Below are 20,143 nucleotides of genomic sequence, written 5' to 3'. Positions count from 1 at the left end.
CCCTTGTTGGTGTTTCAACAGTTTCACGCTGCATATGGCCAGAACCGCCAATCTTGCAATGACTAATTATCCGTCGGGACGAAGGACGACTTTCATCACACCATCTTCGCGCGCATGAAAACGGCGATAGGCTTCAGCACCATCACTCAAGGCCATGTGATGAGTGATGGTTTTTTGCGGGTTGAGTTTGCCAGCTTGGATAAGCGGGATCAGGTCTGGCCAATGCTCCGGGACGCTGCAAGTTCCAGTTCGGAAGGTCAGGCCTTTCATAAAGGCAAGCGCCATTGGGAATTTGAAATCCATTGTCTGGTTCACGCCAATACAGCTGACAGTACCAGCATTCTTGGCGAGTTGCAGGGAGAGTTGGATGGCCGCATCGGCGCCAACGCATTCGACAACGCTATCGCACATGCGCCCCTTGGTCTGCTCCTCGATCAAGGCTTTCGCCTCGCTGGCATCAAGCGCGATGGCCCCGAGGCTTTCGGCCTGAGCCCGTCGTTCAGGCACGAGATCGATGGCATAGGCTTTAGCGGCCCCGAACAGGAAGGCGCCTTCGACGGCCATAAGGCCTATCGGACCGCACCCTACAACGGCAACCGTATCGCCTGGCTGAATGTCAGCGCCGCGCAAGCCGAACCATGCGGTTGGTAGGTTATCCGTTAAAAGGAGCGCCTGATCCTCACTCACGCCTTCGGGGATATGGGCCAGGGTGATGTCGGCATTTGGCACCATTGTATACTCGGCCTGTACGCCTTGCAGGCCAGGATTGAGGCCGAAACACCGTCCTTGGCGTAACTCGCACTCTGCAACTTTGCCGGCCAGACATGTCCGGCACTGCCCGCACCCAACCGCTGCAGAGATCATCACTTTGTCACCGGACTTGAAGCGTGTGACACCCGACCCCGCTTCGACAACCTCGCCAACCGCCTCATGACCGACGCAATAACCCGGCGTATCGCTGAAGCCGTGCCCCTCATAGATATGCAGGTCCGAGCCGCAGATACCGCACGCACTGACCTTTATGATGGCGCTTCGAGTATTCTCGGGTTGCGGCTCTGGTGCGGTGTCATAACGGATGTCTTTTGGTCCGTGATAAATCAGGCCCTTCATGGGGCGTTCCTCCGAAGTTTTCCAACAGACTTGGCTGGCTGACGCAGGGGAGGGCAAGGCGTAATCGAGCCTGCTGGTCAAGCTGTTGAATATCGCGTAGATACGCGCTTCACTTTTTGAGGGTAAGTTATGACCATACGCCATTTCATCGACCTCTGGCAGCTTCCGAGCCATGAGTTACGCGCCATTCTGGATCAGGCGCACGCGATGAAACGTGCCCGTACGGGCTGGCCAAAAGGCAAGGTCGATGCAGATGCCCCGCTTGAAGGGCATACGCTCGCAATGATCTTTGAAAAGTCCTCTACGCGGACGCGGTTTTCCTTTGACATGGCGATGCGTCAGCTCGGCGGTAGCTCGATCACCGCGACCTCTAGCGATATGCAGCTCGGACGGGGCGAAACGATTGAGGATACGGCCAAAGTGCTGAGCCGCTATGTCGATGCGGTGATGATCCGCGCCAATGATCATGGTGACGTTGAGAGCTTTGCTGAGGCAGCCTCCGTGCCCGTCATCAACGGGCTGACGGATCGCTCCCATCCTTGTCAGATCATGGCTGACCTGATGACCTTGGAAGAGCATGGCCTGACTCTGGAAGGCGCACGGCTCGCCTGGGTTGGCGATGGCAATAATGTCTGCTCTAGCATGATCCATGCGGCCCCGAAGTTTGGCTTCAGCCTCGCGATTGGAACTCCAGATCGCTACGCCCCCGATGATGAGGATGTTATTCTGGCTCGCGAAGAGCAGGGACGGATCGACCTGTTTGATACCGCAGAAGAAGCCGTTGTTGGTGCAGATGTCGTGATCGCCGATACATTCGTGTCTATGGGCGATAAGGATGCCGACGAGCGCCTGGCGGAGTTGGACCCTTATGCGGTGACTGAGGAACTGATGGAGCTTGCCGATGGTCAGGCAAAGTTCCTGCATTGCCTGCCAGCGCACCGCGGCGAGGAAGTGGACGCGGAAGTCATTGACGGGCCGCAGTCTCTGGTTTGGGATGAGGCGGAAAACCGCCTGCATGCACAAAAGGCCATCCTGCGCTGGTGCCTGAGCAAGTGAGTCTGCAAATCCTGATCGATGCGGATGCCTGTCCGGTCAAGGATGAAACCTATAAAGTCGCTCTGCGCCATCAGGTGCCCGTCACGTTGGTCTCGAACAGTTTCCTGCGTGTGCCAGCCCATCCGCTGATCAAGCATATTGTGGTCAGTGATGGTTTCGATGCCGCCGATGATCACATCGCGGAACTGGCTGGGCCAACGCGCGTTGTCGTGACGGCTGACATTCTTTTGGCTGAGCGGGCTTTGAAAGCCGGTGCCATCGTTCTTGGACCTAACGGCAAGCCCTTTACAGAGAGCTCGATTGGCAGTGCCATCGCGACACGTGCGATCATGGCTGATCTGCGCGCGGGGGGTGATCAGATTGGCGGGGCGGCGCCGTTCAGCAAAGCCGACCGTTCCCGCTACCTCTCAGCCCTTGATGAAGCGCTGAACCGTCTGAAGCGTTCGATCTAGATATTGCGCTCTCCTCTACTGCGATCTAGCGTTCGCTCATCCCTTGGGCGGAGAGTGAGAGCATTCCATGAGATTTATGATAGCGGCTAGCGTATGTCTTTCAGCAGCATTTATGGGGGCAAGTGCTGAGACCCCCACTGCAGCTGATAATGCTCGCATTGTCGAAACGCTGGAGGACCGCTTCGCTGTTCTGGCGCTCGATTGTGTGCACCGCGAATATCCCAATAAGATCAGTCATGTCCTGCAATCTCCAGAGGATGCGAAGACACCTCGTGAGCTGACACCTGCCTTTTATGGTTGCTATGACTGGCATTCATCCGTGCATGGCCATTGGCTGTTGACCCGCATCCTCAATACGGCACCAGACAGCACATTGCTTGATGAAATCCGCGCAAAGCTGGCAAAGAGTTTTACTCCTGAAAACTTCGTCGGTGAGCTCGCCTATTATAGCGGCGAAGGGCGTGCCTCGTTTGAACGCCCCTACGGTATTGCCTGGTACTTGCAACTCATTGCCGAGTTGGAAGAAAGCGATGACCCGCAGATGCAGGTCTGGCGCGAAACCCTGCGCCCGCTGGAGGATGCGATTGTTGAAAAGACCATGGATTGGTTGCCCAAGCTGTCCTATCCGGTGCGATTAGGAACGCATAATCAAACCGCCTTCGCTTTCGGCCTGATGCTCGATTATGCCCGCACGGTTGAGAATGAGGCCTTTGAAACCGCGCTGGTTGAGAAGGTTCTCAAATTCCACGCAAATGATGTTGATTGCCCGCTCAGCTATGAGCCATCCGGGGAGGATTTCCTCTCTCCATGCTTGATGCAGGCTGATTTGATGCGGCGGGTTATGTCGCAGGAGGCCTTTGTGGATTGGCTGAGCGCTTTCTTGCCGGGCATTCCAACCGATGGCAGTGGAGACTGGCTTGAGCCGGGTATTGTCCTCGATGCTTCCGATGGCAAGCTTGTGCATCTTGATGGTGTGAACCTGTCGCGAGCATGGGCGCTGGAGGGCATTGCCAGTGCCTTGCCGTCCGATGATCCACGGATTGCAAGCCTGATGGCCTCCTCAGTGTTGCACCGCGAAACCGGGATCGCTGCGGTCTCTGATGAGCATTACTCAGGCAGTCACTGGCTGGCGAGCTTTGCAACCTATCTGACCACCCGCCGGGGTATCTCTGAGGCTGCACAATGAAGCTGGACTTCGGCCCAGGTGTCCTCGTCGCAGCGGCCTTTATTGGGCCGGGGACGGTAACAGCCTGTACTCTGGCGGGAAGCAATTTTGGGTTTGCGCTTGTCTGGGCTTTAGTATTTGCAACCATCGCGACGATTATCCTGCAGGACATGGCGGCGCGCTTAGGGGCAGGGGCCAAGCTTGGCCTGGGTGAGGCGCTAATGAGCAGTGCGCCGTCTGTCCCGATCAAATGGGCCGTCGGCGGCTTGGTGTTTGCAGCTTTGTTCATTGGCAATTGTGCCTATGAAGGCGGTAATCTCGCTGGTGGCGCCCTCGGCATGGAAGCTCTGTTTGGGGCTGCATCTCCTGATCAGAAGATGCTCGTCCTGCTTTTGGCAGGGATTGCTGGTCTGGTCGTTCTCATCGGGCGGTACGAGTTGCTGGAACGCCTTCTAGTCGGTCTGGTTCTGGTTATGAGCCTCGCGTTTATCCTCAGTATCTTTTTCGTCCGCCCGGACATCGGGGCATTCCTGCAAGGGCTCGTTCCGCGTATCCCGGATGATGGAACTCTCACTGCCATTGCTCTGATCGGAACGACGATTGTGCCCTATAATCTGTTTCTTCATGCCGCGGCGGCGCGGCGTAAATGGGCAAATGGTGAAGGCCTATCCATGGCCCGAAAAGAGTCTTGTTTTTCGATCGGTTTAGGCGGTTTGGTGTCGATCCTGATCCTGTCGACAGCGGCTGCGAGCCTGTTCAAATCAGGTCTTGAAGTGCGCAACGCAGCCGACATGGCCCGCGCCATTGAGCCCGCCTTTGGTGAAGGCGCGCGTTACCTGATCGGGATCGGCCTCTTCGCAGCTGGACTGACATCCGCCATTACAGCGCCTATGGCGACTGCCTTTGCCCTGACCGAAATCATTGGCGGCGACGCAAAACGCAAAAGCCGCCTGTTCCGCGCCACAGCTTTATCTGTGGTGGTGATTGGGGCAGCGATTAGCTTGTCCGGGATCAAACCGGTTTCTCTAATCCTGATCGCTCAATATGCCAATGGGCTGCTCCTCCCCATCGTTGCGGGCTTTCTGCTCTACATCATGAACAAAAGCGACTTGCTTGGCGCGCACACGAACTCTCTTGTCGCTAATATTGCCGGCTCTGCGGTTGTTCTGATCACATTCGGTTTGGGATTGCGTAGCGTCTTGCGAGCCGCAGGATTTATGTGATGGCGCAGGCGATAGACCTCAATGCAGACCTTGGTGAGGGTTGCCAGTATGATGAGGCTCTGATGGGTGTCATCACAAGTTGCAATATCGCTTGTGGTGGACATGCCGGGGACGAGGTGTCCATGCGCGCAGCCCTGACCCTTGCCAAGTCGCATGGCGTCGCTGCCGGGGCGCACCCCTCTTTTCCGGATCGAGAGAATTTTGGACGTACGGCATCCACCCTGAGAGGCGAGGCACTTGAACAGGCACTCAGAGAGCAGATTGAGGCGCTGAAACAGACCGCCTCTGATCTGGAAGTGCCCCTGACACATCTCAAACCGCATGGCGCGCTCTATAATATGGCAGCGCGTGATCCGGATTTAGCGGCGACTGTCGCCAAAGTGACCAAGGCGAAATTACCAGGCGCAATGCTTGTCGGCCCGCCTCAATCAGAGCTGACACGCGCGGCCAAGGCAGTTGAGTTGGGCTTTGTGGCAGAGGGGTTTGCTGATCGGGCCTATGAGGTAGACAGGCAACTCCGGGATCGCAGAAAAACCGGGGCCGTTCTGATCGATCCCAAACAACAGGCGCAGCAAGCTCTGGATATGGTGCTCAATCATCAGGTTACAGCCTATTCGGGCGAGGTCTTGAGCCTGCCGGTTGAGACGCTCTGCGTGCATGGCGATACACCCGGAGCCCTCAAGGCTGCACGTGTCATTCGCGCCGCGCTCGAAGAAAAAGGGGTTGAGATATGTCGCCCCAGCTAGCGCCTCGCCGTGTCGCCGACGATGTGTTCGAAATCGCTGTTTCCACACCAGCAGAAGCGCAAAGACTGGCCCATGCGTTGCGACAGCAAGACCTTGCAGAAGACATTGTTGCTGGACTCGATAGTGTCAGTATTCGCTTTGATCCAACAACTCTTGATGCCGTCACTACAGGGCTACATACGGTTAAAGTGCCCGTGGATGAGAGCTTGCAGGCCGGCAATATAATTGAGGTCGGGATCGAATATGGTGGCGAGGTCGGGGCCGATCTTGAACAGGTTTGCGCCCACACCGGTTTGAGCATTGCAGACTTCATCGCTCTACATACAGAGGCCATTCATACCGTAGAGATGATCGGTTTTACGCCGGGCTTTTCCTACATTTCGGGGCTTCCGGAGGGGTTCGAGGTCCCGCGCCTGAGCCATCCAAGGCCACGTGTTCCTGCCGGAGCGGTCGGCATCAGTGCAGCCTTTACCGGCATTTATGCGTTACCGGGGCCAGGCGGTTGGCCGTTGATCGGGCGGACATCTGAGATCCTGTTTGATCCAGCTAAGGACGAACCTTTCCTGCTAAAACCGGGGCAGCGGGTTCGGTTTCGGGCAGCATAATGCTGCATATTGTTCAACCGGGCTTACAAAGCACGCTTCAGGGCGCGCCGAGAGTTGGGTTCAGAGATATAGGTGTGCCGTATGCTGGACCAGCCGATCCGCTATCCATGGCGCTTGCCAATCGGTTGGTGGGCAATACGCTATTTGAAACCGCAATAGAGATCACTTTTGGTGGGTTTTCGGTAGAGGTTGAAATAGCCTGTTCTGTCGCAGTCACAGGTGCGCACACCGAAATCAGACGTGCAGGAGAAAACTTGCCTGCGCACCAGACGCTGCACATGAGCGCCGGGGATAGATTGGAAATCACGCCTGCAAAGCAGGGCATGCGGATTTATTTGGCGGTTAGAGGCGGCTTTGTTGCCGAGGCATTATTTGGTTCCACCTCGACCTACCTTCCTGCCGGATTTGGCGGGCTCGAAGGGCGGGCCTTGAAGGCAGGCGACACCGTCACTTTTGCTGGCAAAGGTTTGTCTGAGCAGACTTTGCAAACCCCTGCAGAGCTCCATCCCGTTTTCACAAATAGTTTCGCCTTGCGCGCATGTGGTTCAGCGGAAACGCATTTGCTCACACCGGATGCTTATGAGGCTCTTTTTAACACGGTTTTTACCGCTGGCCAGCAAGGCACACGCATGGGTGTCTCCCTCGAAGGGGCGGCGCTCAACCTGAACTCAGATGGCTTGATGAAAAGCGCGGCCGTCTATCCCGGCACCATACAGTGCCCGCCCTCCGGGGTGCCAGTTGCGCTACTCTGTGATGCCCAGACGACGGGAGGCTATCCGCGCATTGCACACATTGCTCGCTGCGACCGTCATCTGCTCGGGCAGATCAGACCGGGAGACCGTGTGCGGCTGCTTCATAGAAGCCATGAAGCAGCCGTGGAAGATTTGGCCGCGAAGAACAAGGTTCTCAGATCGTGGCTAGACGGTTTTACCCTTTAGGCCACCGAAGTGCCGATCAGCTTTAAACCTGCCAGAAGCCAACTGCTTTGCGGACATCTTCGATAATTGGCTCGGCGACCGCATTGGCCTTTTCTGCGCCTTTCGCGAGAGCACGGTCGATCTCAGCTGGGTCATCGAGAAGGCGACGCATCTCGGTCGTGATGGGCGAGAGATGAGCAACTGCTAGATCAGCCAGCGCAGGCTTAAATGTACCAAAACCCTTGCCACCAAATTCTTCGATCACGGCTTCATTGCTTGTTCCCGCGAGCGCCGCATAGATGCCGACAAGGTTAGCCACTTCCGGGCGACCTTCCATGGCCTCAACCGTTTCAGGCATATCGCCCAAGGTGTCCGTCTTGGCCTTCTTGATTTTCTTGGCGATTGTCGCTTCGTCATCAATCAGGTTGATGCGAGAGGTCTCTGCTGGATCAGACTTGGACATTTTCTTTGTCCCGTCTTTCAGGCTCATAATCCGCGCGCCAGGCCCTTCGATCAGAGGTTGGGGCTCTGGGAAGAAGCCGGGCACACCGAACTGCTGATTGAAGCGGGCTGCGACTTGCCGTGAGAGCTCAAGATGCTGTTTCTGATCCTCGCCTACCGGAACATGTGTGGCTTTATAGACCAGGATATCTGCCGCTTGCAGGACCGGGTAGGCAAACAGGCCAACGCTCGAGCGCTCGGCATCCTTACCTGACTTGTCTTTAAACTGCGTCATTTTCTCAAGCCAGCCCATGCGGGCGACACAGTTAAAGATCCAGGCGAGTTCTGTATGCGCGCGAACGCTGGACTGTACGAAGATGGTCGACTCATCAGGATCAAGGCCACATGCCATCATCGCCGCCGCGATCTGACGCGTCTGATCTTTCAGGGCAGGGACATCGTAAGGCATCGTGATCGCATGCAGGTCAACGACACAATACAGGCCTTCCCAACCCGCGCTTTGCAGATCCACAAACTTCTTCAGGGCACCCAGATAGTTGCCAAGGTGGAGGTTTCCTGTCGGCTGAATGCCAGACAGGATGCGTTGCGGGCCAGAATAGGGAGTTTGTTCGCTCATGGCGGGCGGTTTAGCGAATTTGTACTGCTTGGGAAGGGGCTGTCTGATTATTCGACGGTTTCAATGAAAACCTCTGTCACTTTGCCGCTTCGCTCAATCGCGGCGAGCTCTGCATCTAGAACGGCGGCATTGATCTCCCGCGTTGTGCGAACAACGGAACCTGTTGCGTCAGAGGTGAGGATGGTCAGGCGCAAAACCCGCTCTGTACCATCCAGAGCGCCATCGGCGACATTCACAGTCATCTTGCCAACTTGATAAACGCCTTTTCCGGTCCACCAGACTGCCTTGCCTGTATATTTCGCGGTATTGTAAACCGCCTTGGCGGGGAGGGTTACAATACAACCTGATAGGGCGATCGCCAGCAAAGGTGTAAGCATGACAAGGCGCATGGATTGTCGTCTCCCTCTTCCGACACCGAGAGGTTAGCGTGACAGAGCAGGGTTAACAGGGCTTGAGTGCAGGGTCAGCTGCTATTCAGGTTTGGCGCGCAGGTCCTTTGGAAGGGTGGGCCTAAAGACCGTTTGATGCGGTGCAAAGCCACCGCCTTCCTTGCCCTTGGCACGAACATATTGCGCATTCCAGACCCCTTCGCCCGTCAGGGTTTCGCCAGTTTGTTGCGCGCGGCGGGCATCTTCTTGCTGTTTGGCGACATTGCGTTGGCGAGCCTGCCCAAAGGCTTCCACCTCGGCAAGGAAACCGGGATCCGATTGCAGGTCCACGATTTCAAAATTGGTTTCTTCCAGTATGGCAATTGGGAAAGGCATGATCCGCGCAATCGGCTCACCTGCCTTGAAGGTGACGCGCTTATTCGCTTCGGTCAGGCGCCAGTTCATTGTGAATGGGAAAGGCAGCCAGTCAGTGCGGACGAACGCATCGAGAGGCACCGCATGATTATGCTCATGATTGGCAGGGCCAGTAACCAGAATGCCAAGATCCGGGGAGGTGCGAAACAGGAAAGGCACATACCAGGTCACGACCCCTGTCCCGAAGTGTGATCCGGCAGAGAATGGATTTTGCTGCTCTGTCTGAATGGAAAGTGTGCTGGTCAAGTCACCGCCTGCCCATGTGACATGGCTGGTGACAGGATTGAGCAATTCCCAGCCCATCGTATTGGCTGCCAGTAGCGGGATACAGCGATAAACATATTGCTGTGGGATGGCGTCCATCCAGTCGCGTTTGATCGTCGCGGTGCGTAGATGATTCTCGACGCGCAACCCCTGCAAGCCGGGCATGACATGGGCGCGAACCGTATTCGGCGGTAGAGGGTTGGGAGTCTGAGCCATAAGCTGTGTCTATGGGGTTCCGAGACGGTTTCAAAGCTAAACTCGCATGTCCGTACGTGATTTCGCTTGTCTCCGTACGTGGTTTTGCTTGAGGTAGGAGACGGCTTTCGGGTTTCTGAGAGCTTTGGACTGTACGGGTGCGGACTATGGAAAAGAAGAGTGAGCGGTTCGAGATTCGGCTCTCGCATACGGACAAGCAGGCGTTTCAGGCCGCCTGCGATGAAGTGGGCGAAACGCCATCTAATGTGATCCGTCGCTTTATTCAGCGCTATATCCGTCGTGCAGATGCCGATCGCCTGCGGGAGGGATGGCATGCACTTCGCGCGATGGCGGGGCGGAACGTTGGGAAACTCAGTGTAGCTGGAATTATTATTTGTTTTGGGTTCGCTTCAGTAGCAACTTTTCTGCTTCGCGATAATGTAGCTCATAAGCCAGTTAATGGGGCGACGCTTCAAGAGCTCGCTCTATTCACTGAGTATGATCGTGATCATGATGGTGTCTTGCGACGGGGTGAGATTCGAAGTGATGATGCACCCATTTTTCGTGTACTTGATGTTGATGGATCCGGGACAATTAATCTCGCTGAGTTCGTGAGCAGGGCTAGCATGGTCTATGTAGACTTGAAGCCCTACGTTACTTCTCCCGGATCCGGGTTTTCATATTTTGGATGTGAGGGAACTTACATGCAGAACTCTCCGCACACGTCTGTTGAATTCGATCTTAGAAACACGCAGCTGCTCGTAGTTAATGAAGTTCGGATACTTGGTGACTCGATAGTGGATGGGAGTATCAGGCTATCTGATCCAGATAGGATCGTAGCTTGGTATCCTAATGGTCAGCCTTGCGTAGTTTTTGATAAAAGTGATTTTGAGGCACGTTCCGGCGCGGAGGGTTAGGCCCGATCCAGCGCCGTTTCGATCATCTTGGCGGTGTTTTCCACACCATAAAGCGCGATGAAGCCACCAAAGCGTGGGCCTTGGGATTGACCGAAGAGCACTTCGTAGAGGGCCGTGAACCAGTCGCGGATATTATCTGCGAAGCCATTATCCTTGCCTACCGAGAAGACCAGTGTTTGCAGATCGGCTGGCGTTATTTCACCATCATAGCTGCGCAGACGGCCTGCAAGATCACTTAAGGCGGCATATTCCTGCTCGGTTGGACCGCGATAGGTTTTTGTCGGCTCAATGAAGTCGCGATAGTAAGCCATGGCATAGCCTGCGAGCGTGTCGAGCAGGGGCTGGCTTTCCGGCGTCGCATCAGGGGCATAACGGGAAATGTACCCCCAAAGCTGGCTGCGATCTTCCGGCAGGACAGCGCCAACCAGATTGAGCAGTAGGGCAAAACTGATTGGGCTGGTTTCTGTTGGCGGCTTGCCACCATGAATGTGCCAGACCGGGTTCTCAATCTGCCGTTTTGGTTCCTCATCCGGGAACTTCTCAAGGAAGGTGAGATACTCATCCACAGCTTTCGGGATCACGTCGAAGTAAAGCTTCTTCGCGGCGCGTGGCTTCTGGAACTGGAAGAGAGACAGGCTTTCCGGCGTGGCATATTTCAGCCAGTCCTCAACCGCGATGCCATTGCCCTTGGTTTTAGAGATTTTCTGGCCATGCTCATCGAGGAACAGTTCGTACACATATTGCTGCGGCGGTTCGCATCCAAGAATACGCGTGATCTTGGAGTAGATCGGGGCATTGTCCTGATGGTCTTTACCGAACATTTCGAAATCAACACCGAGGGCGGCCCAACGCATGCCGAAATCAGGCTTCCATTGCAGCTTCACATTGCCGCCCGTCACCGACAGGGTGACATCACTGCCATCCTCATCCTCAAATGTGACTGTGCCATCTTTCGCGTTGGTATCCTTCATCGGGACATACAGAACACGCCCTGTGGTTGGAGAGATTGGTAAGAAAGGGGAGTAGGTCGCTTGCCGCTCAGCACCAAGTGTTGGCAGCATGACTTTCATAATGTCGTCAAACTTCTCCAGCGCGCGCAGGAGCATAGGGTCGAACGTGCCATCCTTGTAGCAATCGGTGGCGGACAGGAATTCATACTCAAACCCGAAACTGTCCAGAAAGGCACACAGCCGCGCGCCCATATGTGCGCCATAGCTATCATGCGTGCCGAAAGGGTCCGGCACCGCTGTAAGCGGCATCTGCATATAGGGTTCAAGCGCTTCGGGGTTCGGAACGGTTGGTGGAACCTTCCGCATCCCATCCATATCATCGGAGATACAGATCAGCTTGGTTTCATAATCCCCGCTAGTCAGGGCCTCAAAGGCGGTCTTGACCATCGTTGTGCGGACAACTTCGCCAAATGTCCCGATATGCGGCAAGCCAGAAGGCCCATAGCCGGTTTCGAAGACGACAGGACCCTGTTTCGGCTTACCACGTTTCTCCATCACCTTCAGGCGTTTGAGCAGGGCACGTGCCTGTTCAAAGGGCCATGCTTTGGCGTTTTCCGCGAGGGATTGGAGATCGCTCATCTGTCTTTTGCTCCGTTGTTTAAGTGGCGGGAGGTATCACCGCTGTGCCCAGTGTCAAAGGGCAATTCATATTGAAAGTAAAAAATGTTTGACATGTAAAAAATGTTTGACTATGTGAGGTGTACAAGATTTTTGACATTTATCGGAGAAGACAATGTCGTTTCGAGAGAAAACCGCTTGGTTGATGAGCATCATCCTAGCCTTGTCTGGAATATTCTACTTCAAGAAAGTCATTGATGCTTCACGGGTGCTTGGGGAAACAGCGCCACCAATCATGCCTTTTGTCATTGCCTTTGTTGTCATCATTATTGTGGCATCCACGGTTGCGATGAGTGTTATTGGCGCTGCGAGTCCTGACGAAGCGAATGCACCGGCGGATGAACGCGAGCAGATTATTCTGGACCGGGCTGGTCATTGGGCGGGTTATGTTATGGGCGCTGGAGTTGTCGCTGGCCTATTTCATTTCTGGGTGCAGGGGGATGGAAACCTACTCTTCCATATTTGCTTTGCGAGCCTGCTTCTGGGCCAAATCGCAGAATACTGCCTTCAGATCAGCTTTTATCGATTGGGAATACGCTAATGTCTTTCTGGGAACGAAACTATATTATAGTTGGTATCGCTAGCTTTGTGGCCGGAGCGATTTACTTTGGTTGGGCCTTTTCGCTGTGGGTTAGCAGTGGTGTCGTCCCCGAACCACGCCTGATAATGCTGGTTGTTTACGTCCTGGTTCAGTTTGGGATTTCTGTGGCCGGCATACTCATATTTGCTATGCGATCAGGGGATTTGACGGACGATTCATTGCCACCGGATGGCATGGATGAACGTGACCGTCTCGTGAACCTGAAGACTGAGGCAGGTGCTGCGCATATCTATTATATTCTCATCTTCAGTATGGTTGTTATCTGGTTCTGGCATGGTTCAACGGCGATACTGATCCATAGCCTGATCGGAGCGTTTTTGATCAGTGATATGATCCGCTGCGTGCTTCAGACATTTAACTATAATAGGGCGTATTGAGTATGGCCAAACGCCCTCCGATAACCAATCGCGTGCGCGAATTGCGTGAACAGTATGGCCAAATGAGCCAGTCGGCTCTCGCCAAAGAGATTGGTGTGACCCGTCAGACAGTTATCGCGATTGAGCAGGGGAAGTATTCCCCATCTCTGGAAAGCGCGTTTCGAATCGCACGTCTGTTTGGTGTCGGTTTAGAGGACGTGTTTGGCTGGGAAGAAGATTAAGCGCCAGCCTTATCCATGGCTTTGAGGATAAAGTCCGACATGGCCTCGGGTTCAGCATATAGCACGAGCGAACCGGCTTCTGGCATGACTTCGAAATGAGCCTCGGAATGCTCCTGCACATAGCGCTCAACATGCTCAGGATGGATGATGCGACAGGCTCCCGGCTGCAACCAGAAGCACGGGCAACTTGGCGCCGTGAAAGCGTCGCTCCAATCTGACAGTTTCGTGGTTTGATCATCGATAAACGCATGCGGTCCTTGCTCAGTCATATGAAAAACGCCATAGGCGTGCAGCCGCATGGTTTCGGGGTCTTCCAGCGCATTCCGATCAACATCCAGAACCTTGTATCGGTCCCGCAGGAAGTCCTCGACGCCTTTGCGTTTAAAGTTTCGGATGCCGAGTTCCGTCGCCATCTTCAGAACGGACGGGGCGTGACGAATGGCGACCCCAGCAAAGCGGGTCCTCCGCTCCATCGAAGCAAAATAGGAATCGTCGATCGGGACACTGCCATTGAGCAGGATCAGAGCGTTGGCCTTGTCACCAAGCGCTGCAGCAATGCGGTGGGCATGGGATGTCCCGAGCTGATGCGCGACGATGGTGACGTGATCAACCTGTTCCTCTTCAAGTATAGCCAGGGCATCGGTAACCGTGTCTTCAATGAAGCCTGTTTTTTTGCCTGCACGGCTTGTGAGCCCGTAGCCTGGGCGTGAGGGTGCCAAAACACGAATGTCAGCCTTGATTAGTGGCACAAGCATGTCCTGACTGAGGAAAGGCCCCATAATCAGGCCATGAATAAACAATAGAGCGCGTTGCCCCTTTCCATGACTATACCAGGAAAGGGTGCGGGTACCGCGTGTCAGAGTTTTGAGATTTGCCTTGGGGGTTGCCCACTCGGTCAAAGCCACTTGGTTTGGTTCTGCTTCGGGCATCTGGCGCAAGAGGTAGGCAATGCTGGCCGATAGGCGCACGACATCTGCCATACGGGTACAGCCTGTTTTGCGTAGAATGGTCTTGGATTGACCTTTAACCGTCTCGATCGATCGGTCACGATCTTCGGCGATTTGCTTCTGGGATTGCTGGTTCAGGTAGCCAGCGAGCACATCTGTTTCAGCCGGGGTCAGACCAAAGGCATCCCCAAGGCGACCTAAAAGGGCCTCTGACCAGTGAATATAGGATAGGGAGACTAGAACACTCTGATCATCATCGGCACCGCGTTGGATCAGGCCGAGGCATGGCTTCGGTCTATCAGACCCAACCATTGCGAGCATGATCCGATCTTCGCGATCACCAAGCTTACGATAAAGCGTTGCCTTAACTTGCTGTAGAGCGTCATGATCGAGCGGAAGGTCATCAAGCGGGCAGGGCAGCGGGCTTTGCAGAAGTGCCTGGGCGGCATCATTCCCCTCAACCTGACCCAGTCTGGCGTCAATCGACAGGATGGCGTGATAATGATCTGGTGTGGCCTTGGTGCGGGCCTCGGCCTCCAAGGCTGCGTCAAAGACTTCGATCAGGCGCTGTGTATGCGCATCGAGTGATGCGTCCGTACCGCTGCGCCTCGGAAAGTCAGGCGCCATCGTCGCCTTGCCCGGTTCCCCGACGAAATAGGTGTGTGCTGTTTCCAGAAACTGCTCAAAGGCCGTGGTTTGCAAAGGCACTGCAAAAGCGTCTCCCAAGAGCGCAAAATAGCGCTCCTGGGCCGATAAGGCTGTCTCTTGCTTCGTGTCTTGCACCTGGATGATCTCCTAGAACAAGACTTACCAATCTGGCTCATTTTGCCAAGCCAGTTGAGCGGGTACATACCTCTAAGAGCTCTGTGCTGGCTTGGCTTTGCGGCGCTGACCACTGCGATTACTCTTGCGTCTTTGGCCACTCCCACCACGCTGTGATTGCGGACGACCGCGCCCTCGTCTTTGATCGCTATTGCGTCCCGACCGTCCACTCGGTCCCTTGGGCTTAAGCGGGCGCACGTTTGGATCAGGGGTCGGCAGAGCCGCGACTTCAGAGTCCTCCGGTACTGGCAAGACATCCACACGCATCCGGATCGTCTTCTCAATATCGCGAAGATAGTAAAGCTCATCTTCAGCGACGAAGGAGAGGGCTAGCCCCGCTCGTCCGGCACGGGCGGTGCGTCCGATACGGTGCACATACTGCTCAGGCACATTTGGCATTTCGAAATTGATGACATGGGACACCCCATCAATATCAATCCCACGCGCGGCAATATCTGTTGCGACAAGTACAGAGCAGGTTCCGTTCTTGAAGGCCTCAAGCGCTTTCTCACGCTGTGGCTGGGATTTGTTACCATGAATGGCTTTGGCCTCAATGCCGCCTGATCCGAGTTTGCGAACCACTTTGTCCGCGCCGTGCTTTGTACGTGTGAAGACCAGCGCTCGGTCAATGTCGTGGGCATTGATCACATCTTTGAGCAGTTTGAGTTTGTCTGGCCCCGCGACATGGATCACGCCCTGATTGACCCGTTCAGCGGTTGTGCTCTCTGGCGCGACAGAGACTTTAACCGGGTCACGCAGGAATTGCTGGGCGAGATCACTAATCGACTTTGGCATTGTGGCGGAGAAGAGCAGGGTCTGGCGCTCCTCGGGCACCATCGCGATGATTTTCTTCAGGTCATGGATGAAGCCCATGTCGAGCATCTGATCGGCTTCATCAAGGATCAGGATTTCAACCTCTGACAGGGTCACAGCGCCTTGCTGGGCAAGGTCAAGCAGGCGACCCGGCGTTGCCACCAGAACATGCGTCCCTTTTTGTAAGGCCCGGATTTGCTTGTTGATTTTAACCCCACCAAATACGGTCTGGGTCACGCAATCCATGTATTTTGAATAGGTCTGGAAGCTTTCGGCGATCTGGCTCGCCAGTTCGCGGGTGGGCGCCAAGACAAGAACGCGGGTACTTTTGAACTCACGACCCTGTGGGTGCTCTAGCATATAGTCGAGGGTTGGCAGCGCAAACGCCGCCGTCTTACCTGTGCCGGTCTGGGCAATGCCGAGCAGGTCTCGATCTTCAAGCAGTAGCGGGATGGCCTGCGCCTGAATTGGTGTTGGGGTGTCATACCCCTGCTCGGTTACGGCTTTCATCACTTGCTTGTGCAAGTTCAGATCAGAAAAAGTGGTCACGTATCGTTTCTCGTTTCAGGCAGGGGCGCGCACTCTGGTCGCGCCGATAAACCCGCCATTTGGGGCTTTCGGGACGGCCCGCGTGAAAAGGGTCGTAAGTATCTGACAATCTGTCTGAAGGGGCTGCCTAAATCGCTCTGGCGGATCCAGAGAATGCGTTCACGCTGCTTGCCCCATACGCGGCTAACCGCGCAGTAACGTGGCCCCTATGGCCCTCAAGGTATGAACAGTCAATGAAGGGACCGCATGCTGCTCAGGGTTGCAAGTCTTGCTCTTTGACCCACGCAGCGCGTAATTCCTCGCTGCGTTGATGCTTACCATCCGGGCTCCACCCCGGTGCATTGGTTGCGCGCTTGAGCCAGGTCAGGGGTTTGAAGCCATCTCCGGCACAATCCCTTAGCAAGCCGCCGAACTCATGAAACGCAACGACCAGGACATTATAGCTCTTGAGCGGTTTCACGATACCGTAGTCAGGCTTGTCCTCACTAAGCTCAGATTGGAAGGTCCCGAACATCTTGTCCCATGTGATGAAGACGCCCGCATAATTGCGATCAAGATAGCGTGGGTTCGTTGCGTGATGGACGCGGTGGTGTGATGGGGTGTTCATGATCGCCTCAAACCAGCGCGGCATCCGATCAATAGCTTCGGTATGAATCCAGAATTGATAGACAAGGTTTAAGCCCCCTACGAGGCCGATGAAGAGCGGATGAAACCCCATCAGGACAAGTGGCCAGCCAAGCAGGATCAGCCCTGTAAATGGACCAAACCAAGGTTGGCGCAGAGCTGTGGTGAGGTTGTAGTGGCGGCTGGAATGATGGGTGACATGCTCCATCCAAAACCAGCGAATGCGATGGGCAAATCGGTGCTTCCAGTAATAGATAAAATCATACAGCACGAAGACGATGATGAAGCTCCACCATGTCTGGGGCATTTCGAAAATGCGGTATGGCCAGACCAGCATCATCATCCATAGGGCGATGAAGCCGGTGGCTGTATTGAGCAGGGCATTGCCCAGTCCCATAGCCATAGAGGTGATCGCATCAGCGGTTTCATATCGGCCTGTAGCCCGCCCTGATTTCACTGCCCACCACTCGATAATGACGGAAATCATGAAGATTGGCGCAAACAGCGCTTCGATGGGGGGAAGATCAGCCATACAGGTTTCTACCCCTGATCAGATGATGCGCAAGTATCGGGTGGTGTCTGAACTGGCATTGGGTAAGACTTTGCCACAATGCAGAGGAGAACAAAGATGAGTGACCAAGCCGCCCGAATGAAGGCTTTCCGCGCCCTCCATATTTCTGGTGACCCTCTGGTATTGATGAATGTCTGGGACGCAGGATCGGCAAAGGCTCTGGCGGACACGCATGTACCAGCCTTGGCCACGGGCAGCATGTCTCTCGCGGGCGCCCTCGGTTATGAAGACGGCGAGCAATGCCCGCGTGATCTGGTCCTGCAAACGCTAGCTCTGATCTGCCGAGTGACGGACAAGCCTGTCACGCATGATGCAGAGCGCGGCTATGGCGCTACAGCTGCCGAGGTCGGGGATTATGTTAGCGCGATTGTTGAAGCTGGAGCCGTTGGAATCAATCTTGAAGACAGCGTGGCCGATGGCAGCTTGCGGGATGTCGATGAGCAATGCGCGCGTATCTCGGCGGCAAAGTCTGCTTTGGGCGATGGCTATCTCAACGCGCGGACAGATGTGTTCTTCCAGGATGATGGCCGCAGTGTTTCAGAAAAGTTGGATGCCGTCATTGAGCGCGCTGAAGCGTTCCAGAAAGCGGGCGCCGATGGCCTGTTCGTCCCGCGTCTGACAGATTTCGGAGCAATGAAGGAACTCTGCAGCCGGACCGATTTGCCCGTAAACGTGATGCGTCAAATGGATGGCCCACCAATCGATGAGTTTGCAGCAACCGGCGTCGCGCGGATCAGTCACGGGCCTTTCCCGTGGCTGCAAGCAATGGCCGATCTGAAAAACGCGGTTGCGCTATAGCATTAAGCAGAAACGGCTTCCTTCGCGCTCGCCCGGATTAGGTCACTGGCTTTTTCCGCAATTGCGATCGTTGGCGCATTGGTGTTGCCGCTGACCAGTCGGGGCATCACGGATGCATCCACGACCCGTAAGCCTTCGACCCCGCGCACGCGCAGTTCACCATCGACAACGCCCATTGGGTCGCCATCCGGAGCCATCTTACAAGTCCCGACCGGATGATAGATCGTGCCGCCTGTTTCGCGGGCATAGGCGAGCAGCTCTTCATCCGACTGGATGGCGTCACCGGGCTCCATTTCGTGCGCAATATACTTTGCCAAAGCAGGCTGTTTTGCGAGGTCGCGCGCATAACGCAGACCCGCGACTGCTGTTTGCTGATCCAATGGATCGGCAAGATAGTTTGGGCAAATGGCCGGATAGACATCGGGCTTGTTGGATTTGATGTGAACACTCCCCCGGCTTTCAGGGCGCAGCTGACAGGGCGCAATCGTGATGCCCGGTTCTTTCTCCAGCTCCATATCGCCGCTTTCGGTCATCTTCTGCATATCCATCGTCGCCGGAAGGATGTGATACTGAACATCCGGCGTGGCGAGTTCCGGTCGCGTTTTCACAAAGGCAGCGATATGGGCAGCAGACAGTGTGAGCAGGCCCTTGCGTTGGGTCAGGTATTTGAGGATTTCGCCAATCATCGCGAAACCGCGTGATTGTTTGTTGACCGATGGCGCGTCAGCTTTCATCCGGTAGCGGTTCCCGATAACGAAATGATCCTGCAGGTTTTCACCAACACCGGGCAGGGCGGAAACAACCTCAATCCCATGTTCGGCTAGCAATTCAGGGTTTCCAATCCCTGACAGTTCCAGCAATTGCGGGCTATTGATTGCACCGCCAGCCAGAATGACTTCGCCACGCGCTGTGGCCGTCTTGGTTTCACCATTCTGTGTGTATTCAATGCCGCAAGCGCGCTTGCCCTCAAAAAGTACGCGAGAGGCCAGAGCATGTGTCGCAATGGTCAGGTTCGGGCGTTTCTTGGCAGGGTTGAGATAGGCAACCGCCGCGCTGCAACGACGGCCATTTTTGACCGTGAGCTGATAGTAGCAAATGCCTTCCTGATCCTCGCCATTCACATCGCGATGCTCAAGACCAAGACTTTTGCCCGCTTCAATAACGGCGTCTGAAACCGGATGGGTCTCCGTCACGTCCGAGACGTTCAGAGGACCGCCCTGGCCATGTCCATCCATGCCATCCCGCTCCTGGTTCTGGCTGCGGATGAAATAGGGGTGCAGGTCAGCATAGGACCACCCGCGCAAGCCCATCTGTGCCCAGCCATCATAATCCTGCTGCTGCCCTCGAATATAGAGCAGGCCATTGATTGAAGAGGAGCCGCCAAGAACCTTGCCACGCGGCCATGTGTGAACACGATCATTGGTGCCGGGATCGGGCTCTGTCTCATACAGCCAGTTGACCTTTGGATCCTTGAGCGTCTGGGCATAGCCAACCGGAATATGGATCATTGGGGACGTGTCTTTCCCGCCAGCCTCAAGCAGCAGGACGGTGGATTGCCCGTTTTCGCTTAGGCGATTGGCGAGGACACAGCCAGCGCTGCCAGCCCCTACAATGATATAATCGTATTGCGACATATGACACTCTCCCGTGGCGGCCCTTTT

General features: G+C 55.3%; 21 protein-coding genes. 12 read left to right on the top strand and 9 right to left on the bottom strand.

From position 1 onward, the window contains the following. Positions 1 to 66: 66 nt before the first annotated feature. Complete coding sequence (locus tag RYZ27_RS10015; RefSeq protein ID WP_406679364.1) at positions 67 to 1,110, bottom strand: alcohol dehydrogenase family protein; 1,044 nt, start codon at positions 1,108 to 1,110, stop codon at positions 67 to 69. Between the two features lie 129 nt (positions 1,111 to 1,239). On the opposite strand from RYZ27_RS10015, the gene argF reads away from it, so the two are divergent. From argF to RYZ27_RS09980, 7 genes are all read left to right on the top strand, one after another. Beyond that, positions 1,240 to 2,166: an ornithine carbamoyltransferase gene (gene argF, locus RYZ27_RS10010; RefSeq protein ID WP_406679363.1), complete on the top strand. Its 927-nt coding sequence runs from the start codon at positions 1,240 to 1,242 to the stop codon at positions 2,164 to 2,166. Between the two features lie 2 nt (positions 2,167 to 2,168). Further along, positions 2,169 to 2,618 carry a YaiI/YqxD family protein gene (locus RYZ27_RS10005; RefSeq protein WP_406681779.1) on the top strand — a complete coding sequence of 150 codons (450 nt, stop codon included), beginning with the start codon at positions 2,169 to 2,171 and terminating at the stop codon, positions 2,616 to 2,618. A gap of 67 nt (positions 2,619 to 2,685) precedes the next feature. Further along, the gene (locus RYZ27_RS10000) at positions 2,686 to 3,804 is read left to right on the top strand and encodes a DUF2891 domain-containing protein (protein WP_406679362.1); all 1,119 of its coding nucleotides are present in this window, start codon (positions 2,686 to 2,688) and stop codon (positions 3,802 to 3,804) included. Then, positions 3,801 to 5,006 carry an Nramp family divalent metal transporter gene (locus RYZ27_RS09995; protein ID WP_406679361.1) on the top strand — a complete coding sequence of 402 codons (1,206 nt, stop codon included), beginning with the start codon at positions 3,801 to 3,803 and terminating at the stop codon, positions 5,004 to 5,006. Before RYZ27_RS10000 ends, RYZ27_RS09995 begins: the two co-directional genes overlap by 4 nt. Beyond that, positions 5,006 to 5,752, top strand: a complete 747-nt coding sequence (gene pxpA, locus RYZ27_RS09990; RefSeq protein WP_406679360.1) for a 5-oxoprolinase subunit PxpA — start codon at positions 5,006 to 5,008, stop codon at positions 5,750 to 5,752. Before RYZ27_RS09995 ends, pxpA begins: the two co-directional genes overlap by 1 nt. Further along, complete coding sequence (gene pxpB / locus RYZ27_RS09985; RefSeq protein WP_406679359.1) at positions 5,737 to 6,357, top strand: 5-oxoprolinase subunit PxpB; 621 nt, start codon at positions 5,737 to 5,739, stop codon at positions 6,355 to 6,357. The genes pxpA and pxpB overlap by 16 nt, the downstream gene beginning before the upstream one ends. Continuing rightward, positions 6,357 to 7,295 carry a biotin-dependent carboxyltransferase family protein gene (locus RYZ27_RS09980; protein ID WP_406679358.1) on the top strand — a complete coding sequence of 313 codons (939 nt, stop codon included), beginning with the start codon at positions 6,357 to 6,359 and terminating at the stop codon, positions 7,293 to 7,295. The genes pxpB and RYZ27_RS09980 overlap by 1 nt, the downstream gene beginning before the upstream one ends. Positions 7,296 to 7,317: 22 nt before the next feature. Here the strand turns inward: RYZ27_RS09980 and trpS are convergent, their stop codons facing one another. The 3 genes from trpS to RYZ27_RS09965 form a co-directional block, all read right to left on the bottom strand. Next, a complete protein-coding gene (trpS, locus tag RYZ27_RS09975) occupies positions 7,318 to 8,352 on the bottom strand; it encodes a tryptophan--tRNA ligase (RefSeq protein WP_406679357.1) in 1,035 nt (344 codons plus the stop codon). A gap of 47 nt (positions 8,353 to 8,399) precedes the next feature. Further along, complete coding sequence (locus tag RYZ27_RS09970) at positions 8,400 to 8,741, bottom strand: hypothetical protein (RefSeq protein ID WP_406679356.1); 342 nt, start codon at positions 8,739 to 8,741, stop codon at positions 8,400 to 8,402. Positions 8,742 to 8,822: 81 nt separating this feature from the next. Continuing rightward, positions 8,823 to 9,635: a DUF6065 family protein gene (locus RYZ27_RS09965; RefSeq protein ID WP_406679355.1), complete on the bottom strand. Its 813-nt coding sequence runs from the start codon at positions 9,633 to 9,635 to the stop codon at positions 8,823 to 8,825. Positions 9,636 to 9,781: 146 nt separating this feature from the next. Between RYZ27_RS09965 and RYZ27_RS09960 the strand changes: the two genes are divergently transcribed. After that, a complete protein-coding gene (locus tag RYZ27_RS09960) occupies positions 9,782 to 10,531 on the top strand; it encodes a hypothetical protein (protein WP_406679354.1) in 750 nt (249 codons plus the stop codon). Here RYZ27_RS09960 and RYZ27_RS09955 read toward each other — a convergent pair. Further along, the gene (locus RYZ27_RS09955; RefSeq protein WP_406679353.1) at positions 10,528 to 12,120 is read right to left on the bottom strand and encodes a lysine--tRNA ligase; all 1,593 of its coding nucleotides are present in this window, start codon (positions 12,118 to 12,120) and stop codon (positions 10,528 to 10,530) included. The two genes, RYZ27_RS09960 and RYZ27_RS09955, sit on opposite strands and share 4 nt — an antisense overlap. 184 nt (positions 12,121 to 12,304) lie before the next feature. On the opposite strand from RYZ27_RS09955, the gene RYZ27_RS09950 reads away from it, so the two are divergent. The 3 genes from RYZ27_RS09950 to RYZ27_RS09940 are packed head-to-tail and all read left to right on the top strand — an operon-like array spanning position 12,305 to position 13,358. Next, the gene (locus tag RYZ27_RS09950) at positions 12,305 to 12,700 is read left to right on the top strand and encodes a hypothetical protein (RefSeq protein ID WP_406679352.1); all 396 of its coding nucleotides are present in this window, start codon (positions 12,305 to 12,307) and stop codon (positions 12,698 to 12,700) included. Further along, positions 12,700 to 13,137, top strand: coding sequence for a hypothetical protein (locus RYZ27_RS09945; RefSeq protein ID WP_406679351.1), 438 nt, complete (start codon positions 12,700 to 12,702; stop codon positions 13,135 to 13,137). The genes RYZ27_RS09950 and RYZ27_RS09945 overlap by 1 nt, the downstream gene beginning before the upstream one ends. Before the next feature lie 2 nt (positions 13,138 to 13,139). Continuing rightward, positions 13,140 to 13,358, top strand: a complete 219-nt coding sequence (locus RYZ27_RS09940; RefSeq protein ID WP_406679350.1) for a helix-turn-helix transcriptional regulator — start codon at positions 13,140 to 13,142, stop codon at positions 13,356 to 13,358. Here RYZ27_RS09940 and RYZ27_RS09935 read toward each other — a convergent pair. The 3 genes from RYZ27_RS09935 to RYZ27_RS09925 form a co-directional block, all read right to left on the bottom strand. Beyond that, complete coding sequence (locus tag RYZ27_RS09935; RefSeq protein ID WP_406679349.1) at positions 13,355 to 15,088, bottom strand: alpha/beta fold hydrolase; 1,734 nt, start codon at positions 15,086 to 15,088, stop codon at positions 13,355 to 13,357. The two genes, RYZ27_RS09940 and RYZ27_RS09935, sit on opposite strands and share 4 nt — an antisense overlap. A gap of 72 nt (positions 15,089 to 15,160) precedes the next feature. Beyond that, positions 15,161 to 16,489: a DEAD/DEAH box helicase gene (locus RYZ27_RS09930; RefSeq protein ID WP_406679348.1), complete on the bottom strand. Its 1,329-nt coding sequence runs from the start codon at positions 16,487 to 16,489 to the stop codon at positions 15,161 to 15,163. A 253-nt stretch (positions 16,490 to 16,742) separates the two neighbouring features. Continuing rightward, positions 16,743 to 17,645 carry a sterol desaturase family protein gene (locus RYZ27_RS09925; RefSeq protein ID WP_406679347.1) on the bottom strand — a complete coding sequence of 301 codons (903 nt, stop codon included), beginning with the start codon at positions 17,643 to 17,645 and terminating at the stop codon, positions 16,743 to 16,745. A 96-nt stretch (positions 17,646 to 17,741) separates the two neighbouring features. On the opposite strand from RYZ27_RS09925, the gene RYZ27_RS09920 reads away from it, so the two are divergent. After that, a complete protein-coding gene (locus RYZ27_RS09920) occupies positions 17,742 to 18,482 on the top strand; it encodes an isocitrate lyase/phosphoenolpyruvate mutase family protein (RefSeq protein WP_406679346.1) in 741 nt (246 codons plus the stop codon). Positions 18,483 to 18,484: 2 nt separating this feature from the next. Here the strand turns inward: RYZ27_RS09920 and RYZ27_RS09915 are convergent, their stop codons facing one another. Beyond that, positions 18,485 to 20,116 carry a GMC family oxidoreductase gene (locus RYZ27_RS09915; RefSeq protein ID WP_406679345.1) on the bottom strand — a complete coding sequence of 544 codons (1,632 nt, stop codon included), beginning with the start codon at positions 20,114 to 20,116 and terminating at the stop codon, positions 18,485 to 18,487. Positions 20,117 to 20,143 lie beyond the last annotated feature (27 nt).

It is taken from the genome of Hyphomonas sp. FCG-A18 (genome assembly GCF_045287255.1).
Taxonomy (GTDB): domain Bacteria; phylum Pseudomonadota; class Alphaproteobacteria; order Caulobacterales; family Hyphomonadaceae; genus Henriciella.
Note: the sequence above shows the minus strand (reverse complement) of the source record. Positions and strands in the feature narration are given on the sequence as shown.

Bases quoted from the DNA above. Each gene is read 5' to 3' on its own strand.
- RYZ27_RS10015 (WP_406679364.1), bottom strand. From the start codon at position 1,110: ATGAAGGGCCTGATTTATCACGGACCAAAAGACATCCGTTATGACACC.
- argF (WP_406679363.1), top strand. From the start codon at position 1,240: ATGACCATACGCCATTTCATCGACCTCTGGCAGCTTCCGAGCCATGAG.
- RYZ27_RS10000 (WP_406679362.1), top strand. From the start codon at position 2,686: ATGAGATTTATGATAGCGGCTAGCGTATGTCTTTCAGCAGCATTTATG.
- RYZ27_RS09995 (WP_406679361.1), top strand. From the start codon at position 3,801: ATGAAGCTGGACTTCGGCCCAGGTGTCCTCGTCGCAGCGGCCTTTATT.
- pxpA (WP_406679360.1), top strand. From the start codon at position 5,006: ATGGCGCAGGCGATAGACCTCAATGCAGACCTTGGTGAGGGTTGCCAG.
- pxpB (WP_406679359.1), top strand. From the start codon at position 5,737: ATGTCGCCCCAGCTAGCGCCTCGCCGTGTCGCCGACGATGTGTTCGAA.
- RYZ27_RS09980 (WP_406679358.1), top strand. From the start codon at position 6,357: ATGCTGCATATTGTTCAACCGGGCTTACAAAGCACGCTTCAGGGCGCG.
- trpS (WP_406679357.1), bottom strand. From the start codon at position 8,352: ATGAGCGAACAAACTCCCTATTCTGGCCCGCAACGCATCCTGTCTGGC.
- RYZ27_RS09970 (WP_406679356.1), bottom strand. From the start codon at position 8,741: ATGCGCCTTGTCATGCTTACACCTTTGCTGGCGATCGCCCTATCAGGT.
- RYZ27_RS09965 (WP_406679355.1), bottom strand. From the start codon at position 9,635: ATGGCTCAGACTCCCAACCCTCTACCGCCGAATACGGTTCGCGCCCAT.
- RYZ27_RS09960 (WP_406679354.1), top strand. From the start codon at position 9,782: ATGGAAAAGAAGAGTGAGCGGTTCGAGATTCGGCTCTCGCATACGGAC.
- RYZ27_RS09955 (WP_406679353.1), bottom strand. From the start codon at position 12,120: ATGAGCGATCTCCAATCCCTCGCGGAAAACGCCAAAGCATGGCCCTTT.
- RYZ27_RS09950 (WP_406679352.1), top strand. From the start codon at position 12,305: ATGAGCATCATCCTAGCCTTGTCTGGAATATTCTACTTCAAGAAAGTC.
- RYZ27_RS09945 (WP_406679351.1), top strand. From the start codon at position 12,700: ATGTCTTTCTGGGAACGAAACTATATTATAGTTGGTATCGCTAGCTTT.
- RYZ27_RS09940 (WP_406679350.1), top strand. From the start codon at position 13,140: ATGGCCAAACGCCCTCCGATAACCAATCGCGTGCGCGAATTGCGTGAA.
- RYZ27_RS09925 (WP_406679347.1), bottom strand. From the start codon at position 17,645: ATGGCTGATCTTCCCCCCATCGAAGCGCTGTTTGCGCCAATCTTCATG.
- RYZ27_RS09920 (WP_406679346.1), top strand. From the start codon at position 17,742: ATGAGTGACCAAGCCGCCCGAATGAAGGCTTTCCGCGCCCTCCATATT.
- RYZ27_RS09915 (WP_406679345.1), bottom strand. From the start codon at position 20,116: ATGTCGCAATACGATTATATCATTGTAGGGGCTGGCAGCGCTGGCTGT.